This window comes from Bradyrhizobium sp. USDA 4451, assembly GCF_054822585.1.
This window is the reverse complement of sequence record NZ_JBTRCH010000001.1, coordinates 2,555,142-2,576,449: the sequence shown is the minus strand read 5'-3', so window position 1 is coordinate 2,576,449 and position 21,308 is coordinate 2,555,142. Positions and strand designations below refer to the sequence as shown.

Genomic DNA, 21,308 nt, shown 5'->3' with positions numbered 1-21,308 from the left:
GCGGCACACGCGGAAGCATGGATTGCTTCGTCGCTACCGCTCCTCGCAATGACGGCGGTGAAAGCTTCCCATCCTCTCAGGGTGACGGGGAAGCATTGGGTGCGCGGCATCTGCTCAAATCCCGAGATACTTGTCGAGATGTTTTGATCTCGGCCGTCGCGGCACGCCGTCCGTCCCGTCATCCTGAGGAGCGCGGCACGCGCATCTCGAAGGATGCACGGCCACCAGCCGGGCCGTCGATCCTTCGAGACGTCTGCTACGCAGGCTCCTCGAGCGACAAAGGCGAAGCCTTTGCGCTGATGCAGCAATACTTGCTGCTCAAATCCCCAAATACTTGTGCTGCAAATCCGGCTCGGCGATCAGCTGCTCGCTGGTGCCGCTCCACACCGTCTTGCCGCGCTCGATGATGTAGTGGCGGTCGGCGATGCGGGCGAGGTTGCCGACGTTCTTGTCGATCACCAGCACCGATTGCCCGCGGCCCTTCAGCATCGACAGGCAGCTCCAGATCTCGTCGCGGATCAAGGGCGCGAGGCCTTCGGTCGCTTCGTCGAGGATCAAGAGCTTCGGATTGGTCATCAGCGCGCGGCCGATTGCGAGCATCTGCTGCTCGCCGCCGGACAGCGTGACGCCCATATTGCCGGTGCGTTCGGCGAGCCGCGGAAACAGCGCGTGGATTTTTTCCAGCGTCCACGGATCGGAGGCATTGAGCCGATTGCCTGAGGCCGCGACGAGATTTTCGCGCACCGTCAGATTCGGGAAGATTTGGCGGCCCTCCGGCACCAGGCCGATGCCGAGCTTCGCAATTCTGTACGACGGCAGGCCGCGCACCGCCTCGCCGGCGAAGCGGATGGCACCGGCGCGCGCAGGCGTGAGCCCCATGATCGAGCGGATCGTGGTGGTCTTGCCCATGCCGTTGCGGCCCATCAGCGCGACCATCTCGCCCGACTTGATCGTGAGCGACAGGCCGAACAGCACCTGGCTCAAGCCATAACAGGTCTCGATCGCATCGACTTCAAGCAGGGTTTCGGCCGTCTTGGTATCAGTCATGGCGCGTCACCGCATGCTGCTCGCCGAGATAGGCGCGCTTGACCTCTTCATCCCTGCGGATCGCGTCCGGCGCGCCGCAGGCGATGACGCGGCCATAGACCAGCACCGTGATGCGGTCGGCCAGCGCGAACACCGCCTCCATGTCGTGCTCGACCAGCACGATGGTGACTTTCTTGCGCAACTCCTTCAGCAGCGCGACCATCCGCGCCGACTCGGTGACGCCGAGCCCGGCCATCGGCTCGTCCAGCAGCAGGAGCTGCGGCTTGGTGGCGAGCGCGACCGCGAGCTCGAGTTCGCGCTGCTCGCCATGGCTCAACTGCGAGACCACGACGTCGGCGCGCGTGCCGAGGCCGACACGCTCCAGCGCCGCCCGCGCGGCCTCGCGCAGATGGCGCTCCTTGCGCGCATTGCCCCAGAAGCGGAAGGAGTGGCCGTCATGCGCCTGCGCCGCCAGCGCGACATTGTCGATCGCGGAAAAATCCTTGAGCAGCGAGGTGATCTGGAACGAGCGCGCCAGCCCGAGCCTGGAGCGCTTGTAGGACGGCAGATGCGTGACGTCGCGGCCGGCGAAGCGGATGGTGCCGGAATTCGGCATCACCTGGCCGGTGAGCTGGCTGATCAGCGTGGTCTTGCCGGCGCCGTTGGGGCCGATGATGGCGTGCAGCTCGCCCGGGATCACCTCCATCGAGAGGTTGTCGGTCGCGGTGATGCCGCCATAGCGGCGCACCAGGTTGTCGACGCGCAGCAGAGGTTCAGACACGGCGCATCCTCCCGAGCAGGCCCATGATGCCGCCGCGCGCGAACAGCACGATCAAGAGCAGCACCGGGCCGAGGATCAGTCCCGAATATTCGGTGAATTGCGACAGCAACTCCTCGAGCAGGAGATAGACGATTGCGCCGATCACCGGGCCGAACAGCGAGCCCATGCCGCCGAGGATCACCATCACCATCAGGTCGCCGGAGCGGGTCCAGTACATCACCGCGGGGCTGACGAAATCGGTGTTGTTGGCGAGCAGCGCGCCGGCCAGGCCGCAGATCGTGCCTGCGATGACGAAACAGACCAGGCGATAGCGGTTGGCATGGAAGCCGATCGCCTGCATGCGCTGCTCGTTGGAGCGGACGCCCTGCACCACGAGGCCGAAGCGCGAATTGACGATGCGCCAGATCAGATAGAGGCCGCCGAACAGGCAGGCCAGGCAGAGGTAATAGAACTGGGTGCGGTCCGACAGGTTGATCAGGCCGGCGAAATCGCTGCGCTTGTAGACGGTGAGGCCGTCGTCGCCGCCATAGCGCGACAGCGCGGAGGCGACGTAATAGGCCATCTGCGCAAAGGCCAGCGTGATCATGATGAAGTAGACGCCGCGGGTGCGCAGTGACAGCGAGCCGATCAGCAGCGCAAACAGCGCGGAGACGGCGAGCGCCACCGGCCACTGGATGAAGCCGGAGCCGATGCCCTCGGCGGCGAGGATGCCGACGGCATAGCCGCCGATGCCGAGATAGGCGGCATGGCCGAAGCTCATCATGCCGCCATAGCCCATGATCAGGTTGAGGCTCGCAGCCGCCAGCGCATAGATCGCGATGCGCGTGAACAGCGTCAGGATGAAGATATTGCCGGTGGCCGCCGAATAGACCGGCAACAGGATCAGCGCAGCGCACAGCAGCGCCGCGACCGCATTGGGGGCGTTGAGCTTTCGCATCATCGTTTGGCCGCCGGGAACAGCCCCTCGGGCCGCAGCACAAGGATGATCGCCATCAGGAGGTAGATCAGCATCGAGGACAGCGCCGGCGCCGCGGTGGAGGCGGCCGCTCCGCTCAGCACTTTGCGCAAGAGATCAGGCAGGAAGGCGCGGCCCATGGTGTCGATGATGCCGACGAAAATCGCGGCCATGAAGGCGCCGCGGATCGAGCCGATGCCGCCGATCACGATGATGACGAAAGCCAGGATCAGGATGTTCTCGCCCATGCCGATCTGCACGGTGAGGATCGGCGCCTGCATCAGTCCGGCGAGGCCGGCGAGCGCGGCGCCCAGGCCGAACACCAGCGTGAACAGCAGCTTGATGTTGATGCCGAGCGCCCCGATCATCTCGCGGTTGGAGGCGCCGGCGCGGATCAGCATGCCGACGCGGGTCCGCATCACGACCAGATAGAGCAGTGCGGCGACCGCCAGCGCGACCACGATGATCATCAGCCGGTAGGCCGGATAGTACACGCCTGGAATGATCTGCACCGGCACGGTGAGCCAGGCCGGCAACGGCAGCGGCAGGCCGGCCGGGCCCCAGATCAGCCGGACCGCGTCGTTGAAGAACAGGATCAGGCCGAAGGTCGCCAGCACCTGGTCGAGATGGTCGCGGCCGTAGAGATGCCTGAGCGCGACGTATTCGAGCGCGATGCCGAGCAGCAGCGTGGCACCCAGCGCCATCAGCGCGCCAAGAACAAAACTGCCGGTCCAAGCCACGAAGGTCGCCGCGAAATAGGCGCCCATCATGTAGAGCGAGCCGTGCGCCAGATTGACGAAATCCATGATGCCGAACACCAGCGTCAATCCGGCCGCCAGCAGAAACAGCAGCAGGCCGAATTGCAGGCCGTTCAGCAGTTGTTCGACGACGAGATACATGGATCCTTCATATCGGGCTGAAACAAAACAGCGGCAGCGCGCATGCGCCGCCGCCTTTACGGCTTGTTGTTCTCCCTCGCCCCGCCCTTCGCGGGGAGAGGGTCGGGGTGAGGGGCCGTCTCCACGAGTCGAATGTGTGGAAAGAGCCCCTCACCCAATCGCTTCGCGATTGACCTCTCCCCGCATCCGCCTTCGCCCGAAGGCGGGCTACGGCGGACAAGAGAGCGGTGCGAGGTGAAGAAGCAAGCCACAGGCCAGAATTGCCCGACAATCACTTCATCGAGCACTTGTCGTGGAATTTGTCCTGGTCGTCCTTGACGATGGTCGCGACCGTCTTCAGCGAGAGCTGGCCGTCGGCGTCCTTGACCACGTCCTGCAGATAGAAATTCTGGATCGGGATGTGGTTGTTGCCGTATTTGAACGGACCGCGCAGCGACTTGAAGTTGGCCTTCTCCATCTCCGCCTTCATCGCGTCCTTCTTGGTGAGGTCGCCCTTGACAGCGACGACGGCGCTGTTGATCAGCTGGGCGGCGTCATAGGCCTGGGCGCCGTAATAGGTCGGACGCAGGCCGGGATACTTCTTGCGATAGTCCTCGACGAACTTCTTGTTCTCGGCGTTCGGCAGGTCGTTGACCCATTCCTGGGCGCCGGGGATGCCGATCGCGTTGTCCTTCTGCAGCGGCAGCGACAATTCGTCGATGGTGAAGGCGGTGTAGAGCGGGATCTGCGCCTTGATGCCGGCCTGCGCATACTGGTTCAGGAACTGGACGCCGGCAGCGCCCGGATAGAACACGAAGATCGACTCGGCCTTGGAGTTGCGCGCCTTGGTCAGTTCGGCGGAGAAGTCGAGCTGGCTCGGCCATACCGTATATTCCTCACCGACCACCTCGCCCTTGAAGGTGCTCTTGACGCCCGCCAGCATGTCCTTGCCGGCGGCGTAGTTCGGGCCGATCAGGAATACCGACTTGACGCCCTTCTGGTTCATGTAGAGGCCCATCGCGGCGGGCGTCTGGTCGTTCTGCCAGGAGGTCGAGAACACGTAAGGCGAGCACAATTCGCCGGCGAGCTGCGACGGACCGGCATTGGCGGAGATCAGGAAGGTCTTGCTGTCGACCGCGGTCTTCAGCGAGGCCAGCAGCACGTTCGACCAGATGTAGCCGACGATGAAATCGACCTTGTCGGACTGCACCAGCTTCTCGGTCTTCTGCTTGCCGACGTCGGGCTTCTGCTGGTCGTCCTCGTAGATCACCTCGACCGGCTTGCCGTCGATCTTGCGGCCGAGATGGTCGAGCGCGAGCTCGAACGAATTGCGCATGTCGTTGCCGATCACGGCGGTCGGACCGCTGAAGGTCGAGACGAAGCCGATCTTGACGCTGTCAGCCGCCATCGCGGGCTGCGCCAGCGCCAACGCCATGGCGCCTGCCAGCCAAAATGCCTTCTTCATATTTACTCCCCTCCTCAACCAAAGATCCCGCAAGGGCCAAGCGAGGCCTAAGGGGTCACGCGTTGCGCGCGTCGTTCTGTGACGTATTTTGTGCGCGATATCGCAAGTGTGCAGCAAGCATGAACCGACGGCGTTCAATTAGAACCTTCGGTGCATACGTCAGCACCTTGCACCATAATTCGTCCAAACCGGCCATGGCAAGAAATATAATGCCGGTTGCGACGGCAACGATTGTCGCAGGCCGGGCCTCCATTCCGGCAACCCGCGCCCCCAGTGCAGCAGGCTTTAACGATCCGGTAAAGCACGTGGAAACCACAGGCCGGCAGGCGCGGGCGGGCTTCATGGTCCGGAAAGCATCGCCGCGCGAGGCTGCTCCCAAAGGGGTGCGTCACATGCTCAATTACATCTTCGGCTTCAATGCCCGGATGGGCCGGTTGGCCTTCTTCTTCTGCAGCTTCGTGACCGGCATCGGCTTCCTGTTGCTGGTCTACGGCATCACCGGCAACGCACCGGCGAGCGGCCGGACGGACGTGCTGCTGGCGCAGGCCGCGAGCAGCCCCGCGCTGATCTTTGCCTTCTATGGCATGCTCGTCGTCTGCTTCATGCTGCAGTCGATGCGGGTGCGCGACATCGGATGGGATCCGGTCTGCGTGATGGCGGCATGGATCGCGCTCATGGTGCTCGATCGGGCCATTGCCGGACGCTTTCCCGAACATGCGCTGACCTATCAGCACACCGCAACGGTGGTCGGCACCGCCGTCAATGGCGTGATGAACCTGGTGCTGACGTTCTGGCCGGGCAGCGGCCATGCCGATGAAGCGTCGCCCATGCCGCGCGAGAGCGGCAGCGATGGCATGTTCGATCGAAACAACACACCGGCCGCGGCCGGCAGCCGCATGGCGCGGATCGCAGGCGGCGAGTTCGGCGGCAAGTCGCGGTAGTGGCACGACACGTCATTGCGAGCGAAGCGAAGCAATCCATGCTTCAGCGTTGCGGAACGATGGATCGCTTCGTCGCTTCGCTCCTCGCAATGACGGTGAAGGCAATCAGCCGCGATCCACCGCCCACTCAGCCCCGTCGATCGCGTAGGGCGCGTGACGAAAATCCCTGATCGTCGCGACCTTGTCGGCCGACCAGTCGAGCAGCATGAACGATCGCGGCGGCGCGTCGCGCGCATCGGGAGCGAACACCAGGATCGCCGGACGTCCCTCGACCTGTCCGGTCACCAGGTGCCAGTCGTCGACCTTGGCATAATTGCCGAAGTAGCGTGAGACCTCGGCCCTGCCGTTCAGCCGCGTCCGGTTGACGAGCTCGAGCCGGATATCGTCGGCGATCATGGCGCGGATGGCGTCGAAGTCGCGGGCGTTGAAGTGGCTGACATAGGCGTTCAGCCTGGTGCGGTCGGCCGGCGACAGGCCGGGCCGCGGCGCGTCATCCGGCTCGCTCGCGAACGCGCGCAGCTGCGTGCGTCCGCGATGCAGCGCAGCCTTCACCGCGGGCAGGCTGAAATCCATGATGCCGCAGACCTCCTGCAACGAGCAGCCGAGTACGTCCATCAGAATCACGCTGGAGCGCTGTGCCACCGGCAGCCGCATGAAGGTGCGCAGGCTGCTTGCCGCGATCTCGCGACGGCTGACATCATCGAGCTCTGCGGCCATCATGTCCACCTCCTCCGAAGCGTGGAGCGCGTCCTGGCGGTTGCGCCGCCTGAGGAAATCGAGCGCGGTGTTGTGCGCGATCCGGAACAGCCAGGCTTGCGGATTCTGGATCGGGGCTGCGGACGCGAAGGCCTGCATCGCCTTGATCAGCGCGTCCTGCAGCACATCCTCGCCGTCGATCACCGAACCGACCATGCGCGCGCAGTAGCGATGCAGCCTTGGCCGCATCGCCGCCAGCAGCGCATCGACGTCGGTCGCGGCGGGCACTTGGGGTGGTGACGTCATGATGGCTCCGCCAGATCGATCCACTGCTCGCCGGTTCACGGCTCATCCAGCATACGATAATTGCCGACAATCACCGCACTGCGAACCAGCGGCGGCTCGGCGCAACGATCCCGGATGCCGTCCTGGAAGGCCTGGAATGCGGCCAGCTTCGGGATCGGGCTCGAGCCGTCGTCGGCGGCGGTTTCGACCATGTGGATGAAGGTGTCGTCCTCCAGCCGCAGCGTCATGTAGCGCACGCCGTCCGGGCTCGCCGCCTTCAGCTCGGCAAACACCGCCGCCACCAGCGCGGCATTCTTCTCCGCCAGCTCCGGCTTGGTCTTGTACCTGATCAGGGTCCGTCTCATCGCAGCCTCCTTGGCCCGGTTCTGCGGCCTGAACCGGCCGCGTCAGACCCAAGGACGTTCGCGGGCGGCCAAAGGATGCGGCCCGGCAAAAATAATTCTCCTCCGCATCCTTTGCCCGGCTCGGTTCGTCCTGGCCTGCGAAGCGCGCCGCAGCCTGCGGCACGTCACCGGAGACCCCCCATGCAGACCCCTGAACAGCGTACCGAACAGCGCTGGGTGCTCGGCCTCACCGCGCTGGCATCCTTCATGATGGCGCTGGACGCCATGATCATGACCACGGCCTTCGCCACCATCCGCGCCGATTTCGGCAGCCGGGTGGAAACGCTGCAATGGACCGTCAACGCCTTCAATTTGACCTTCGCGGTGCTGCTCTTGACCGGTGCTGCGCTCGGCGACCGCTTTGGGCGGCGCCGGATGTTCGCGGCTGGGATCGGCCTGTTCGTCGTGGCATCGGCGGCTTGCGCGCTGGCCGGCAATGCCGGTTCACTGATCGCCGCCCGCGCCTTGCAGGGCGCCGGCGCGGCGCTGGTGATGCCGCTGGCGATGGCGATCCTGAGCGGCGCGTTCGGCCGCGAAGAGCGCGCCCGCGCGCTCGGCATTTTCAGCGGCATCACCGGCTGCGCGCTGATCATCGGTCCCGCGATCGGCGGCTTCATCACCGAGCATCTCGGCTGGCGCTGGATCTTCTGGATCAACCTGCCGATCGGCCTCGTCGCGATCGCGCTCGTGATCGCGCGCCTGCGTGAAAGCTTTGGACCAAAGGCACCGCTCGATATCATCGGACTGTCGCTGGTCGCGCTCGCGGCGCTGGCACTGGTCTGGGGCCTGTTGCGCGGCAACGGCGTCGGATGGGCCAGCGCGGAAGTCACCGGCGCGTTGATCGCAGGCGTCGCGCTGACCGTCATGTTCGTGCTGTGGGAGCTCCGTGCGGCAAGCCCGATGGTGCCGATGCGGCTGTTCGCGGCCAGGCCATTTGCATCCGGCATGGCGGCGAGCGTGCTGTTCTACGCCGCGATGTATGGCGTGCTGTTCCTGCTGCCGCAGTTCCTGCAGATCGCGCTCGGCTTCGATGCCTTCGGCGCCGGACTTCGGTTGCTGCCGTGGACCGCGACGCTGTTCATCGCGGCGCCGATTGCCGGCGCCGTCGTCAACCGGTTCGGCGAGCGCACCCTTGTGGTCACCGGCCTCTTGATGCAGGCGGTCGGGCTCGGCTGGATCAGCGAGATCGTCAGCCCCACGGTGACGTATTCCGCGCTGGTCGCGCCGCTGGTGCTCGCGGGAATCGGCGTGTCGATGGCGATGCCGGCGGCGCAGAATGCGGTGCTGAGCGCGGTCGCGGTCAGCGAGATGGGCAAGGCGTCCGGCATCTTCAACATGGGCCGCTTCCTCGGCGGGATGTTCGGCATCGCCGCGCTGGTGGCGAGCTTCGCGGCCAATGGCGCGGCCGATTCATCCGGACATTTCAGCAATGGCTTCGCTGCGGCGATGAGCCTAGCTGCAACGCTGTCATTCGTCGGTGCCGTGGCAGGTCTGTTCCTGCCGATGCGGCGGCGCGTCGTCGCCGCGGCCGCGCCGCAGGATGCGTGACGCTTGCGGCGATTGGCTTTTGCTATCGGGCGATCGGGCATTTCATGTTGGAATGAGGCTGCGAATGATTACATAATCAGGCGACGAAGCCGTTCGAAACCGAGGGCGACATCAGATGACGCAAGCGCCGGCCAAACCTCATCGCGTGGTGATCGTCGGCGCCGGCTTCGGCGGATTGGAAACGGCCTTCGGCCTCGCCGGCGCGCCGGTCGAGATCACCTTGATCGACCGCCGCAACCACCATCTGTTCCAGCCGCTGCTCTACCAGGTCGCGACCGCGTCGCTTGCCACCAGCGAGATCGCCTGGCCGATCCGCTATCTCCTGCGCGACCGGCCCGAGGTGACGACGCTGTTCGCCAATGTCTGCGGTGTCGACGCGGCGGCGAAGCAGGTCGAGCTCGATGACGGCGGCAGCGTTCCCTATGACACGCTGGTCCTCGCCACCGGCGCGCGCCACGCCTATTTCGGCCATGACGAATGGGAACCGTTCGCGCCCGGCCTGAAGACGCTGGAAGACGCCACCACGCTCAGGCGGCGCATCCTGGTCGCCTTCGAGCGCGCCGAGCGCGAGACCGATCCCGACAAGCGCGCGGCGCTGCTGACCTTCGTCATCATCGGCGCCGGGCCGACCGGCGTCGAGATGGCCGGCACCATCGCCGACCTCGCCAAGGACACGCTGCCGCACGACTTCCGCCACATCGACACCCGCAAGGCGCGCGTGGTGCTGATCGAAGCCGGGCCGCGCGTGCTGGCTGGATTTCCCGACGATCTCTCGGCCTATGCGCAGGCGTCGCTGGAGAAACTCGGCGTCGAGGTGATGCTGGGCCAGCCGGTCACCGAATGCTCGGCCGATGGCGTGGTGTTCGGCGGCAAGCGGCTGGAGGCCCGCACCATCGTCTGGGCCGCCGGCGTGCGCGCCTCACGCGCTGCCGAGTGGCTGAACGCGCCGGCGGATCGCGCCCACCGGCTTGAGGTCGAGCCGGACCTCACCGTGCCCGGCCATCCCGACATCTTCGCGGTCGGCGACACCGTCACCATCAAGGGTCCCGACGGCAATCCGGTGCCCGGCATCGCGCCGGCCGCCAAGCAGGAGGGGCGCTACGTCGCAGCCCTGATCAAGGCCCGGCTCGACGGCAAGACGCTGCCGCCGTTCCGCTACAAGCACGCCGGCAGCCTCGCGCAGATCGGCAAGAAGAAGGCGGTGATCGATTTCGGCTGGCTCAAGCTGCGCGGCTCGCTGGCATGGTGGATCTGGGGTCTCGCCCACATCTACTTCCTGATCGGCGTGCGCAACCGCATTGCGGTCGCGATGAACTGGCTCTGGATCCACACCCGCGACCAGCGCGCCGCGCGGCTGATCACCCAAGGCAGCAGCAAAGTGGCGCAGTAGGCCTGCTTCCGTGCGCGACTCTAACCCCGTCATCCTGAGGAGCGGCCTCTTGGCCGCGTCTCGAAGTATGCACGGCCCCCGATCGTTCGGCGCACGTTGATCGTCTGGCGGCGACAGCGGGGCCGTCGATCCTTCGAGACGGCCGCTTTGCGGCCTCCTCAGGATGACGGAAGAACCAGCTGCATGGCAAGCCGCCTCACCCCATCGCCTGATGCGGTGAGTGGCCGAATGCAGGCTCCGTACGCCAATGCTACTTCACCAGCGGGCACCCGCCATCCGCCAGCGGCCGGAACGCCTGCTCGGCCGGGATGGTCGCGATCAGTCTGTAATAGTCGTAGGGGTATTTCGACTCGTCCGGCTTCTTCACCTCGAACAGATACATCGGGTGGATGACCCGGCCGTCCTGGCGGATCGTGGTGTCCCCGAACAGTTTGTCCTTGCCCTTGAAGGTCTTCATCTGCGGCACCACGAGTTTGGCGTCGTCGCTGCCGGTGGCAGCCACCGCATTGAGGTAAGCGAGCGTCGCCGCATAGACGCCGGCCTGGTTGCCGCTCGGCATCTTACCGTTCATGCCGGGGCGCGCGGCAAAGCGCTTGGCGAAGGCGCGGGTGTCGTCGTTCATGTCCCAGTAGAAGGCTTCCAGCAGTTGCAGGCCCTGCGCCACCTTCAGGCCCATGCCGTGGATGTCGTTGACGAACAGCAGGAACGCCACCATGGTCTGGCCGCCTTCCTGGATGCCGAACTCGGCTGCCTGCTTCACCGCATTGATGGTGTCGCCGCCGGCATTGGCGAGCCCGATCACCTTCGCTTTCGAATTCTGCGCCTGCAGCAGGAAGGAGGCGAAGTCGGAGGTGCCGAGCGGATGCTTGCTCGATCCCAGCACCTTGCCGCCATGCTTCTCGATGTAGTTGGTCGCCTCGGCTTCAATGCCCTTGCCGAGCGCGTAGTCGACCGTCACGAAATACCAGTCCTTGCCGCCACGCTGCATCATCGCGGCCGCCGTGGTGTTGCCGGTCGCCCAGGCGTCGTTGACCCATTGGATGGTGTTCGGCGAGCAGGCCTTGCCGGTGAGATCGGAGCTCGCGGTCGACGACGCCAGGAACGTCATCCTGGAATCGCGCAGCACGGTGTTGATGGCGAGGCCGACGGCCGAGTTCGGCACGTCGACGATGGCGTCGACGCCTTCGACATCGAGCCATTTGCGCGCGATCGCAGAGCCGACGTCCGCCTTGTTCTGGTGATCGGCATAGACGATCTCGACCTTGATGCCCTTAGCCCCGCCGTTGAAATCCTCGGCGGCCATCCGCGCGGCCTCCACCGAGCCCATACCGTTGGTGTCCTGGAAGATGCCGGAAATGTCGTTGAGCACGCCGACGCGCACGACATTGTCGGATATTTCCGCGCGTGCGCTGCCCGCCGCGCAAGCCAACGCAAACGCGAGTCCGATTCTCAATCGCCCGACTCCGAAGCCTGTCATCGATCGCATCCCCCGTTTCTCCTCAGCTAACTCGTTGCCGGCTTCAGGCTTCCCGTCAGGCCGGCGTGATCTCGACCGGCAGGCTGCTCAGCCCGCGCAGCGTGTTGTTGAAAAGCCGCTTCGGCTCGCCCGTGATTTCGATGCTGGCGACACGGCGTGCCAGCGCCGCCATCATCACCTCGCCCTCGAGACGGGCGACGAGCTGGCCGACGCACATGTGGATGCCCGACCCGTAACCGACATGCCCCGAGGTGCGGCGCGTGATGTCATAGCTGTCGGGATTTTCCCAACGGCGCGGATCGCGGTTGGCCGCGGCGAGGAACATCAGCACCTTCTCGCCTTCGGGAATGCTTTCGCCGCTGAGCTCGACATCGCGCGTCGTGGTGCGGAAGAAGGTCTGCACCGGACTTTCGAACCGCACGGCTTCCTCGAACGCGTTGCGCGCCAGCGTCGGATCGCCGCGCAGTCTCTCGAACTGGTCGGGGAAGCGGGCGAGGCAGTAGACGGCGGCGCCGATGCCGTTGACCGTGGTGTCAAGCCCGGCCGACAGCAGCGAACGCACCAACAGCGGCGCCTCGGTCGCGGTGATGGCGCCGCTATCGACATGAGCATGGATGCAGGCGCCGATGCCGCCGGGGGCGAGATTGTCGCGCTGGCACTGCTCGGCAACATAGGCCTGGTGCGGCGCCGAGCGCTCGATCGCCTCCTTGCGGAGCTGGTTCGGCGGACCGAAGGCATTGAACACCAAACTTGCGTAGGGCAGCAAATTCTCGCGGCCATCGGGCCGCAAGCCCAGCGCATCCGGGAAGATCGATAGCGGATAGGCTTCGGCAAGGTCTGCGATCGCGTCGAACCGGCGCTTCTCCAGCAACACATCGAGGCGAGCCTCCGCGGCCGCGGCAAACTGCCCGCGAAGCTGCTTCATCACGGTCGCCGACAGCACGGTGCTCAGCACCGCGCGGGTCCGGGTGTGGGCGGGCGGATCGGCCTCCAGGATCAGGCTCGGCGGCCGCCACGGCTTCTCCTTGGCGAAGTCGCTGAGGCCGACGCCGCGGCTGGAGCAGAACGTCGCAGGATCGTTCAGCACGGCATGAACCTCGGCGTAGCGCGCCACGCCATAGACATTCCACTTGTCGAGATAGACCACCGGCCCGGCCTCGCGCAGCCGCTGATGGGTCGGGAATGGATCGGCGAAGAAGTCGAGCGCGAACGGATCGACGTCGAGATGCGGGACGGATGTCCCCCCTGTTGCAGTCATCAGGACCTCCCGAGGTTTGTTCTTGTCAACACGGGCCGCATGTCACTTGCTCCCGAACGGTTTCGCAGCGATGATTTGAGAGATGAGCAGTCAGCCCCTCCCCCGAAAGCCCCGTCGGCCCAGACCGGCCGATCCCGCAGATGCCACCGATGGCCCGCTGCTGGACCTCAATCGCTATGTGCCGGCGTTCATCACCTTCATCGGCAACAAGCTGTCGAACAGCGCCACCGCATTTTACCAGAAGAATTTCGGCGTCAACGTCACCGAGTGGCGAATCATCTCGCAACTGGCGATCGAGCCGGGGATTCCGGCCTCCCGGATCTGCCAGGTGATCGGCTTCGACAAGGGGCCGGTCAGCCGCAACCTCGCGGCGCTGCAGAAGCGCGGCCTGCTGACGATCCGCACCGCGCCCGACGACGGCCGCACCCATTCGATCACCCTGACCGCGCGCGGCCGCGCCATCCACGACAGGGTCATCGTCGCGGCGCTGGAGCGCGAGCGGCGGCTGCTGTCGTGCCTGAAGAAGGACGAGCGCGAGGTGCTGATCGACCTGCTGCGCCGGCTGCACGAGAACCTCGGCGCCGTGACCGGGCAGAGCACGAGCTGACGGCGCGGCTGGGCCCTGCGCCGCCGCGGTATTCATCAGCTCGTCAAAGCGTGCTGCTCGCGCGCTGCTGCGCAACATCGTCCTCCCAAACGCGGGGCCGTTGGCCGGCCTTGTCCCTATGGGGCGAAAACTCGCACAGACTAGTTGCTATAGCAACTATAAAGGTGAACGAGTGCGGCGTCAGGTCCCATGCCGAGACCTGTAACGTCGCCCACAGGTCAGGGGGGAGGAACCGTTCCGTTGGTGCCTCCCTTACAGTCTCACCCGGCGCAAGTGATCGGCTCGGCCGAAGCGTCGTCCTCCAGCACCGCCACTGCTGCGGCGAGGCGGGTCAGCACGGCGCGCTGGTTGATGTAGCCCTTGTCGGTGATCTCGCCGCCGTCGACCGAGGCGGGCTCGGCGAGCAACAGCGCGCGGGTGGCGTGGCCGGAGGAATGACCGCCCTGCGCTTTCAGCCGCGCCAGCCCCTGCCCGATCGCGGAGCGGACCGCCGTGTGGCCGATCGCCTCGCGCGCATCGGCGGTCTCGGGCAATCCTGCCAGCGACCGGCAGGCGGCGAGGTTCGGGAACACCAGGAAGCGCACCTCGTCGCGGCCGTGACCCGCGACGACGATGTCCTGCGCGAGCGGCGCCAGCGCCGCGATGCCGGCGACGCGCAAGGTGCCGACGCTGACCCAGGTGCCGGAATTGAGCTTGAAATCCTCCGCCACCCGGCCGTCGAAGAACAGGCCGAGATCGGGCCGGTCGGGATCGGCAAAGGTGACGGCGTCGCCGATCTTGTAGAAGCCCTCGTCGTCGAAAGCCTGTGCGGTCAGCTCGGGTGCCTTCCAGTAGCCCGGTGTGACATTGGGCCCGCGCACGCGCACCTCGAGCTTGTCACCCGACGGCACCAGCTTGAGTTCGGTGCCCGGGATCGGCACGCCGATATTGCCGGAGCGTTTGGCGAGGAAGTGACAATCGGTCGCAAGCGGCGAAGTCTCGGTCGAGCCCCAGGCCGACACCATCGGCAGCTTGCGGCCGACGGTGGCGAGCGACAATTCCTCCAGCGCATCCCACAAATTCTGCGGCAGCGCTGCGCCGGCATAGAAGGCGAATTTGCTGCCCTCGAAGAATTTGCGGCGCAGCTCGTCGTCGGTGCGCAGCGCCGCGATCAGCATGTCGAAGCCGCGCGGCACGTTGAAATAGACCGTCGGCACCACGCTGCGCAGATTGGCGAGCGAGGCGGAAAACAGCCCGGGCGCCGGCTTGCCGCCGTCGATATAGAGCGTGCCGCCGTTGCGCAGCACCAGATTGAAATTGTGGTTGGCGCCGAAGGTGTGGCTCCAGGGCAGCCAATCCAGAATCACGAGCTCGCTGCCGGCCTGCTCCAGGAACGTCCAGGTCTGCGCCTTGGCCTGCTGGCTCGAGGTCAGCATGCGCTGGGTGTTGATCACGGCTTTCGGCGTGCCGGTCGAGCCCGAGGTGAACAGGAATTTTGCGATCGTGTCCGGCGTCACCGCCGCGAACGCCGTGGCGACCTCCGGCGATTGCGGCGTCGCCGCGATGGTGCGGAACGCCAGCGCATCGGCATCGTCGGGATTGCCGCTGACGATGATCGCCCGATGCAGCGGCTTGATCGCGGCCAGCGCCGCCGCGAACGGCTTGATGCCTGTGACATAGATCGCGCCGGGATCGAGCAGGCTGATCATGCCCTTCAGCTTGTCGAAGTCTTTCGACATCAGCGAATAGGCCGGCGAGATCGCCGCCGAGGGCACGCCGACATGCTGGGCGGCGAGCGCGAACAATGCGTGGTCGATACCGTTGTCGGACAGGATGACGAGCGGCCGTTCGGCGCTCAGCCCCTGCGCCAAAATCCACGACGCGGCGCGCCGGACGATGGCGAGCGCGTCGCGATAGCTCACGGTGCTCCAGGGTACCTCGGTGCTGGCGCGCTCAGCGAGGAAGATGCGGTCCGGCGCCTGCCGCGCCCAGTGCTCGAGCCAGTCGCCGACGCAGCGGGCGCTGTCTTTGAGCGGCGTGGTGGATCGAACCAGGATGCTGCCGTCGTCGCGCCTGACGGCAACGATCGCGGGCGTCGCGAACAGGCTGTCCGGATTGTCACCGCCGGCAGTGGCGATCGTCATGGTTTCCTCCTCGCCCGCATTTTGCGGGATCGCGCTGCAAGATGGTGCGGCGGCGCGGTCCCGGCCGGGCTCTTGGCGATAATGTTGCGGACATCAATTGTTGTCGTCAACAACAATCTTTCCCTCCCGCCTCAGGCGCGCTAGCCTTGCGGTCATGGCAATCCGTCAAAAGACATCGCGCAAGCCGGCAGCAGCGGCAATCCGCCGCCCCCGCGCGCGGGCGATCAATGGCGGGGCGCATGCCGGCGATGACATCGGCCTCGACGCACTGGTCGGCCACGCCGGCTATGCGGTGCGGCGCCTCCAGCTCTGGATCTTCCGGGACTTCATCAAGACGCTGGCGACCGTCGATATCCGCCCGACCCAATATTCGGTCATGACCGTGATCGGGGCCAATCCGGGCCTGAGCCAGATGGCGGTCGCCAAGCGGCTCGGGATCGAGCGCGCGCGGCTGGTGCATCTGCTCGACAGCCTGGAGGAGCGCGACTTCGTCAGCCGCATCCCGTCCGCCACCGACCGTCGCTCCCATGCGCTGCATCTGACCGCGCGCGGCAAGACCGCGCTGGCGCAATTCAAGCGGCTCGCCGCCGAGCATGAGCGGCATGTCGCCGAGAAGATCGGCAAAGAGAATCGCGAGCAGCTGCTGCGGATCCTCGCCTGCTTCACCTGATCTTGCGGCTTGGCGGTATCAGCCCAAGAAATGGGCAATCGCACTCACCGGCCGATCCGCGGCAGTTCTCGGCGACTATTTCAAGCGACTGATATTGTATGATAATCCGTCGCGCGGTGGGCGCCGATGAATTGTACACAATGGCACATTGCTTGCTTCGATCAGGCTGCAATTCCCTCGCGGCGGTGCCGCACCAGAGACGAGGCCAACCACGTGACTGAAACTGTCGCCGCGATCGTTGCCGCACACCGCGCCGGGAGCATGACGCCGGCGCAAACCGTGGCGCGGAGCTACCAGCGCATCCGCGCGCATAACGACCCCGCCATCTTCATCAGTCTGCGCGACGAGCAGGACGCACTCGCCGAGGCCGCGCGGCTCACCGATCCGACGCTGCCGCTTTATGGCGTGCCGGTCGCGGTGAAGGACAATATCGACGTCGCGGGCCTGCCGACCACCGCAGCCTGCCCGGCTTTCGCTTACACGCCGGCACGGGATTCCACCGCGGTCGCGCGGCTGCGCGCGGCCGGCGCGATCATCATCGGCAAGACCAATCTCGACCAGTTCGCGACCGGCCTGGTCGGCGTGCGCTCGCCCTATGGCATTCCCAAAAATCCGGTGCGTGGCGACCTGGTGCCGGGTGGATCGAGTTCGGGCTCCGCGGTCGCGGTGTCCGCGGGCCTGGTGCCGCTGTCGCTCGGCACCGACACCGCGGGCAGCGGCCGCGTGCCGGCGATGCTCAACAACATCGTCGGCCTCAAGCCGAGCCTCGGGTTGATCCCGAACACCGGGCTGGTGCCGGCCTGCCGCACGCTCGACTGCATCTCGGTGTTCTCGCTCACCGTCGACGATGCGCTGGCCGCGCTCGCGGTGATGGCCGGGCCGGATGATGCCGATCCGTACTCGCGCGACCGGCCGCTGGCGCCGCTCGCGACATTCCCGGCGAAGCCGAAGCTCGGTATTCCCAGCAGCGGCCAGCTGATCTTCTTCGGCGACCGCAAAGCGGAGACAGCGTATGGCGAGGCGTTGACGCGCTGGCAGTCGCTCGGCGCCGAACTCGTCGAATTCGATCTCGAGCCGTTCTATGAGACCGCGCGGCTGCTCTATGAGGGCCCCTGGGTCGCCGAGCGCTATCTGGTGATCCGCGACCTCCTGGCGTCGGCGCCGGACGCGATCCATCCGGTGACACGCGAGATCACGATCGGCGGCGCGCGGCTCACCGCGGCCGATACGTTCTCGGCGCTGTATCGTCTCCAGGCGCTGCGCCGCGTCGCCGCGCGCACTTTCGCGGAGTGCGACGCCATCGTGCTGCCGACCGCACCGACGGTCTATTCCACCGCCGACGTGCTGGCCAATCCGATCGAGCTGAATTCGCGGCTCGGCACCTACACCAATTTCGTCAATTTGCTCGATCTCTGCGGCCTGGCGCTGCCGGCGGCGATGCGGACCGACGGCGCGCCGTTCGGCATCACGCTGCTGGCGCCGGCCGGCCGCGACGCCGCGCTCGCCGGCATCGGCCGCGTGTTCCACGCCGACACCAAGCTTGCCATCAGCGCCAAGGCGCTGCCGCACCCGCCGCTCGCCGCCGTGCCCGCGCAGGCCACGCCAAACGAGATCACGATCGCGGTGGTCGGCGCGCATCTGTCCGGCATGGCGCTGAACCACGAACTGACGACGCTCGATGCGCGCCTGCAGGAAGAGACCGTCACCGCGGCGGACTACAAGCTCTACGCGCTCGACACCGCGCCGCCGAAGCCCGGCATGCTGCGTGTCGCGGCCGGCGCGGGCCACGCGATCAAGCTCGAACTGTGGGCGATGTCGCCGGCCGCGTTCGGCACATTCGTCGCCGCGATCCCGCCGCCGCTGTCGATCGGCACCATCAGGCTCGCCGACGGGCGCGAGGCCAAAGGCTTCATCGTCGAGCCCGCCGCGGTCACCGGCGCGACGGATATCTCGGGCTACGGCGGCTGGCGGGCGTTCATGGCGGAGCGGGCGAAAGGGTAGCTGCCTCCCCATCGTCATTCCCCGGTGCGCAATTGCGCACCGGGGAATGACGAGAGCGGCTACACCGACACCGCATAGGTCTCGTACTCCCCGCGCACCTGCTCGATATGGGCGCGCATCGCAGCGGCGGCACCTTGCTTGTCGCCGCGCAGGATGGCGACGACGACCCGGTCGTGCTCGGCGTGCGACTTCGCCAAACGCCCGAGGTTGCGGAACTGGGCGCGGCGGAACGGCTGCACCCGCACCCGCGTCGCCAGCGTGATCTCGGCGATATAGGCGTTCTGCGAACCGGCATAGATCGCGTTGTGGAAGCGCTCATTGACCTCGTGGAAGCGCTCGGGATTGCCGGTGTAGCTCAACACCCGCAATTCCTCATGGACCGCCTCCAGCGCGTGACGCTCGGCCGGAATCATCCGCTCGGCGGCAAGGCCGGCGCAGAGCGCTTCCAGCTCGGCCATCGCCTCGAACATGCCGGTGAGCCGCTCCAGCGAGGGCCGCGCCACCACCGCGCCACGGTGCGCGCGGGCATCGATCAAGCCGCTGGCGGCGAGCTGCCGCAGCGCCTCGCGCACCGGGGTGCGCGACACGTTGAACCGGCGCGCAAGGTCGGTCTCGTCGAGAGCCGCCCCGGGCGGCAGCGTGCCGCGCACGATCTCGTCGGCGAGTTGCAGGCGCAACTCCTCGGCGCGGGTGATCTTGTCGACCAGCGACGACGGGCGATCGACGCGCGGCACCAGCGGCTCGGCCTCGGCTTGCTGCGCGCGGGTCGGAAGATCGTCCAGGCTCATGGTTCAAGCGCTCGTGTTCAAACGCCTTTGGGCTCGTCGATGACGCTGACATGGGCCGCGACGATTCTCCAGCCCTCAGGGAAGCGAATCCACGTCTGCATCTGCCGTCCCACCCTACCCGGAGTGCTGTCCCGATAGAACAGCGTCGAGGCGATCGCGGTGTCGCGGCCATAGGCCGTGATCACGGTGCGGTCGATCCTGCGCATCAGGCCGACCGGCGAGCGCCCGGCGCGGAACGCCATGATCTCGGCGTAGCCATAGAGGTTCTCGCCGATGCCGTAACGCAGCGTGCGGCTGTCGTTGCGGAACAGCTCGTCCAGCACGGCGACGTCGTTCGACACCAGCGCCGCCTCGTAACGCTGGAACTGCGCGGTGACCTCGGCGACCACGTCGGGAAGATCGATGTCCATAATCAGAGCCCTCTCGGCGCCGGAGCCGCGGCAACGCCCATCTGTTCCAGCGCATAGGCGACCCGCAGCGCGATGTCCTCGCGCCAGGGCGCGGCGATGATCTGCACCCCGATCGGCAACGGTTCGAGCGGCACCGGCACGGCCACCACAGGCAGGCCGATGAAGGAGATCGGCTGGGTGTGGATGCCGATATTGGCGCGCACCGGAAGCTCGACGCCGTCGAGCGTGAAATTGACCTGACCGAGCTTCGGCGCGGTGCACGGCGTCGCCGGCGCCAGGATCACGTCGACCGACTGGAACAGCTCCAGCATCCTGGCGCGGAACCAGCGGCGGAATTTCTGCGCCCTGTCGACATAGACCGCGGGTACCATCGCGCCCGCAATGAAGCGATCGCGCACCGCCGGATCGAAATCGTTCGGACGCTTGCGCAGCCGGTCGAGATGCAGCGCGGCGCCCTCGGTCGTGGTGATAATGTAGGCCGCAGCGCGGGCGCGCGCGGCTTCCGGCAATTCGACGATCCGCGTGGCACCGAGCGCCTTGGCGACGCGGGCGACCGCTTCGGCCGCCTCCGGAAACAGGTTCTGCTGGAAATAGCCGCCGGCGATCGCGATCCGCAGCCCGCGGACATCATTGGCCAGCAACGGCACGGTCGGCTCGACCGACTGCACGATGCAGGCCGGATCGTCGGCGTCAGGTCCCTGCATCGCGTCATAGGCCAGCGCGAGATCCTTCACGTTGCGCGCCAGCGGACCGAGATGATCGAGGCTCGCAACGAACGGATAGGAACGCGCGCGCGACAGCCTTCCATAGGTCGGCTTCAGGCCGAAGGTGCCGCAGAACGACGACGGCACCCGGATCGAGCCGTTGGTGTCGGAGCCGAGTGCAATCGGCACCAGCGCGCCGCCGACGGCGCTGCCCGAGCCGCCCGAGGAGCCGCCGGTCATCCGCGTCGGATCGTGCGGATTGCGCGACGGACCGTCATGCACGTTCTCGCCGGTGAAGTCGTAGGCGTATTCGCCCATGTTGAGCGCGCCGACCAGTACGGCGCCGGCCGCCTCCATCCGCTCGATCAGCGTGGCGTCGCGCGGCGACGGCGGCAGGTCGCGGTTGATCTTGGAGCCGGCGCGGGTCGAGAGGCCCTGCACGTCGAACAGGTTCTTGACCGCGAACGGCACGCCGGCGAGCGGGCCGACCGGTTGGCCCGCCGCAATCGCGGCATCGATCGCCTTCGCCTTGGCGCGTGCGCGCTCGGCGGTGATGTCGGTGAAGGAGTTGAGCACCTTGTCATGCGCCGCGATGCGCGCGAGCGCAGCCTCGGTCGCGGAGAGGGCGGTGAGCTTGCGGTTTGAGACGGCCTGCGCGATCTCGGCAGCCGACATGAAAGCGGGAGTTTCGGACATCGCGATCTCAGGTCGAATAGACGGCGGCCGAGACGACGTCATCCGACAGCGGGAACTCGTCGACCAGCTTCGCCAGCCGCAGCGAGACCTCGAGATTGGCACGCACCGCGGGCCGCCAGGCGTCTTCCAGCGGCAGCCCCATCGCGCGGGCAACCGCGTTCATGTAGTCGTCGAGATGATCGGCCATTTCGCTTCCAATGGGTTT

General features: G+C 66.4%; 20 protein-coding genes. 6 read left to right on the top strand and 14 right to left on the bottom strand.

The features are described from left to right. Positions 1 to 318: 318 nt before the first annotated feature. The 5 genes from ACVMB0_RS11890 to ACVMB0_RS11870 all read right to left on the bottom strand — a co-directional run bounded on the left by ACVMB0_RS11890 (position 319) and on the right by ACVMB0_RS11870 (position 5,105). Positions 319 to 1,047: an ABC transporter ATP-binding protein gene (locus tag ACVMB0_RS11890; protein ID WP_461346343.1), complete on the bottom strand. Its 729-nt coding sequence runs from the start codon at positions 1,045 to 1,047 to the stop codon at positions 319 to 321. After that, entirely contained in the window at positions 1,040 to 1,807 is a 768-nt protein-coding gene (locus ACVMB0_RS11885) for an ABC transporter ATP-binding protein (protein WP_461346342.1), read from the bottom strand. The genes ACVMB0_RS11890 and ACVMB0_RS11885 overlap by 8 nt, the downstream gene beginning before the upstream one ends. Further along, positions 1,800 to 2,747, bottom strand: coding sequence for a branched-chain amino acid ABC transporter permease (locus ACVMB0_RS11880; protein WP_456750768.1), 948 nt, complete (start codon positions 2,745 to 2,747; stop codon positions 1,800 to 1,802). The genes ACVMB0_RS11885 and ACVMB0_RS11880 overlap by 8 nt, the downstream gene beginning before the upstream one ends. Further along, entirely contained in the window at positions 2,744 to 3,661 is a 918-nt protein-coding gene (locus ACVMB0_RS11875) for a branched-chain amino acid ABC transporter permease (RefSeq protein WP_456750769.1), read from the bottom strand. Before ACVMB0_RS11875 ends, ACVMB0_RS11880 begins: the two co-directional genes overlap by 4 nt. Positions 3,662 to 3,932: 271 nt before the next feature. Further along, positions 3,933 to 5,105, bottom strand: a complete 1,173-nt coding sequence (locus tag ACVMB0_RS11870; RefSeq protein WP_461346341.1) for an ABC transporter substrate-binding protein — start codon at positions 5,103 to 5,105, stop codon at positions 3,933 to 3,935. A 209-nt stretch (positions 5,106 to 5,314) separates the two neighbouring features. Here ACVMB0_RS11870 and ACVMB0_RS11865 point away from each other — a divergent pair, with 209 nt between their 5' ends. Then, positions 5,315 to 6,046: a DUF805 domain-containing protein gene (locus ACVMB0_RS11865; protein ID WP_461346340.1), complete on the top strand. Its 732-nt coding sequence runs from the start codon at positions 5,315 to 5,317 to the stop codon at positions 6,044 to 6,046. Between the two features lie 105 nt (positions 6,047 to 6,151). On the opposite strand, the gene ACVMB0_RS11860 is transcribed toward ACVMB0_RS11865, so the two are convergent. Together ACVMB0_RS11860 and ACVMB0_RS11855 are read right to left on the bottom strand one after the other, a co-directional pair. Further along, on the bottom strand, positions 6,152 to 7,048 hold the full coding sequence (locus ACVMB0_RS11860; protein WP_461346339.1) for a sigma-70 family RNA polymerase sigma factor: 897 nt from the start codon (positions 7,046 to 7,048) through the stop codon (positions 6,152 to 6,154). Between the two features lie 35 nt (positions 7,049 to 7,083). Beyond that, positions 7,084 to 7,392 carry a hypothetical protein gene (locus ACVMB0_RS11855; RefSeq protein WP_095731156.1) on the bottom strand — a complete coding sequence of 103 codons (309 nt, stop codon included), beginning with the start codon at positions 7,390 to 7,392 and terminating at the stop codon, positions 7,084 to 7,086. 180 nt (positions 7,393 to 7,572) lie between these two features. On the opposite strand from ACVMB0_RS11855, the gene ACVMB0_RS11850 reads away from it, so the two are divergent. Together ACVMB0_RS11850 and ACVMB0_RS11845 are read left to right on the top strand one after the other, a co-directional pair. Continuing rightward, positions 7,573 to 8,979, top strand: a complete 1,407-nt coding sequence (locus ACVMB0_RS11850; protein ID WP_461346338.1) for a DHA2 family efflux MFS transporter permease subunit — start codon at positions 7,573 to 7,575, stop codon at positions 8,977 to 8,979. Positions 8,980 to 9,094: 115 nt separating this feature from the next. Next, a complete protein-coding gene (locus ACVMB0_RS11845) occupies positions 9,095 to 10,369 on the top strand; it encodes an NAD(P)/FAD-dependent oxidoreductase (RefSeq protein ID WP_461346337.1) in 1,275 nt (424 codons plus the stop codon). A gap of 250 nt (positions 10,370 to 10,619) precedes the next feature. On the opposite strand, the gene ACVMB0_RS11840 is transcribed toward ACVMB0_RS11845, so the two are convergent. Further along, positions 10,620 to 11,846 (bottom strand): ABC transporter substrate-binding protein, encoded by a 1,227-nt coding sequence (locus tag ACVMB0_RS11840; protein WP_461346336.1) that lies wholly within the window; start codon positions 11,844 to 11,846, stop codon positions 10,620 to 10,622. A gap of 55 nt (positions 11,847 to 11,901) precedes the next feature. Then, a complete protein-coding gene (locus ACVMB0_RS11835; protein ID WP_461346335.1) occupies positions 11,902 to 13,104 on the bottom strand; it encodes a cytochrome P450 in 1,203 nt (400 codons plus the stop codon). 82 nt (positions 13,105 to 13,186) lie between these two features. Here ACVMB0_RS11835 and ACVMB0_RS11830 point away from each other — a divergent pair, with 82 nt between their 5' ends. After that, on the top strand, positions 13,187 to 13,711 hold the full coding sequence (locus tag ACVMB0_RS11830; protein ID WP_461346334.1) for a MarR family winged helix-turn-helix transcriptional regulator: 525 nt from the start codon (positions 13,187 to 13,189) through the stop codon (positions 13,709 to 13,711). Between the two features lie 260 nt (positions 13,712 to 13,971). Here ACVMB0_RS11830 and ACVMB0_RS11825 read toward each other — a convergent pair whose 3' ends face one another. After that, positions 13,972 to 15,834, bottom strand: a complete 1,863-nt coding sequence (locus ACVMB0_RS11825) for a feruloyl-CoA synthase (RefSeq protein WP_461346333.1) — start codon at positions 15,832 to 15,834, stop codon at positions 13,972 to 13,974. A gap of 154 nt (positions 15,835 to 15,988) precedes the next feature. On the opposite strand from ACVMB0_RS11825, the gene ACVMB0_RS11820 reads away from it, so the two are divergent. Together ACVMB0_RS11820 and atzF are read left to right on the top strand one after the other, a co-directional pair. Further along, positions 15,989 to 16,504 (top strand): MarR family winged helix-turn-helix transcriptional regulator, encoded by a 516-nt coding sequence (locus ACVMB0_RS11820; RefSeq protein ID WP_461346332.1) that lies wholly within the window; start codon positions 15,989 to 15,991, stop codon positions 16,502 to 16,504. 213 nt (positions 16,505 to 16,717) lie between these two features. Further along, positions 16,718 to 18,505: an allophanate hydrolase gene (gene atzF, locus ACVMB0_RS11815; RefSeq protein ID WP_461346331.1), complete on the top strand. Its 1,788-nt coding sequence runs from the start codon at positions 16,718 to 16,720 to the stop codon at positions 18,503 to 18,505. A gap of 59 nt (positions 18,506 to 18,564) precedes the next feature. On the opposite strand, the gene ACVMB0_RS11810 is transcribed toward atzF, so the two are convergent. The 4 genes from ACVMB0_RS11810 to ACVMB0_RS11795 are packed head-to-tail and all read right to left on the bottom strand — an operon-like array spanning position 18,565 to position 21,290. Further along, on the bottom strand, positions 18,565 to 19,293 hold the full coding sequence (locus ACVMB0_RS11810) for a GntR family transcriptional regulator (RefSeq protein ID WP_456750781.1): 729 nt from the start codon (positions 19,291 to 19,293) through the stop codon (positions 18,565 to 18,567). A 17-nt stretch (positions 19,294 to 19,310) separates the two neighbouring features. Further along, complete coding sequence (hpxZ, locus tag ACVMB0_RS11805) at positions 19,311 to 19,703, bottom strand: oxalurate catabolism protein HpxZ (protein WP_461346330.1); 393 nt, start codon at positions 19,701 to 19,703, stop codon at positions 19,311 to 19,313. Between the two features lie 2 nt (positions 19,704 to 19,705). Further along, complete coding sequence (locus ACVMB0_RS11800; RefSeq protein WP_461346329.1) at positions 19,706 to 21,103, bottom strand: AtzE family amidohydrolase; 1,398 nt, start codon at positions 21,101 to 21,103, stop codon at positions 19,706 to 19,708. A gap of 7 nt (positions 21,104 to 21,110) precedes the next feature. Then, positions 21,111 to 21,290 (bottom strand): DUF4089 domain-containing protein, encoded by a 180-nt coding sequence (locus tag ACVMB0_RS11795; protein WP_461346328.1) that lies wholly within the window; start codon positions 21,288 to 21,290, stop codon positions 21,111 to 21,113. Positions 21,291 to 21,308: the final 18 nt, after the last annotated feature.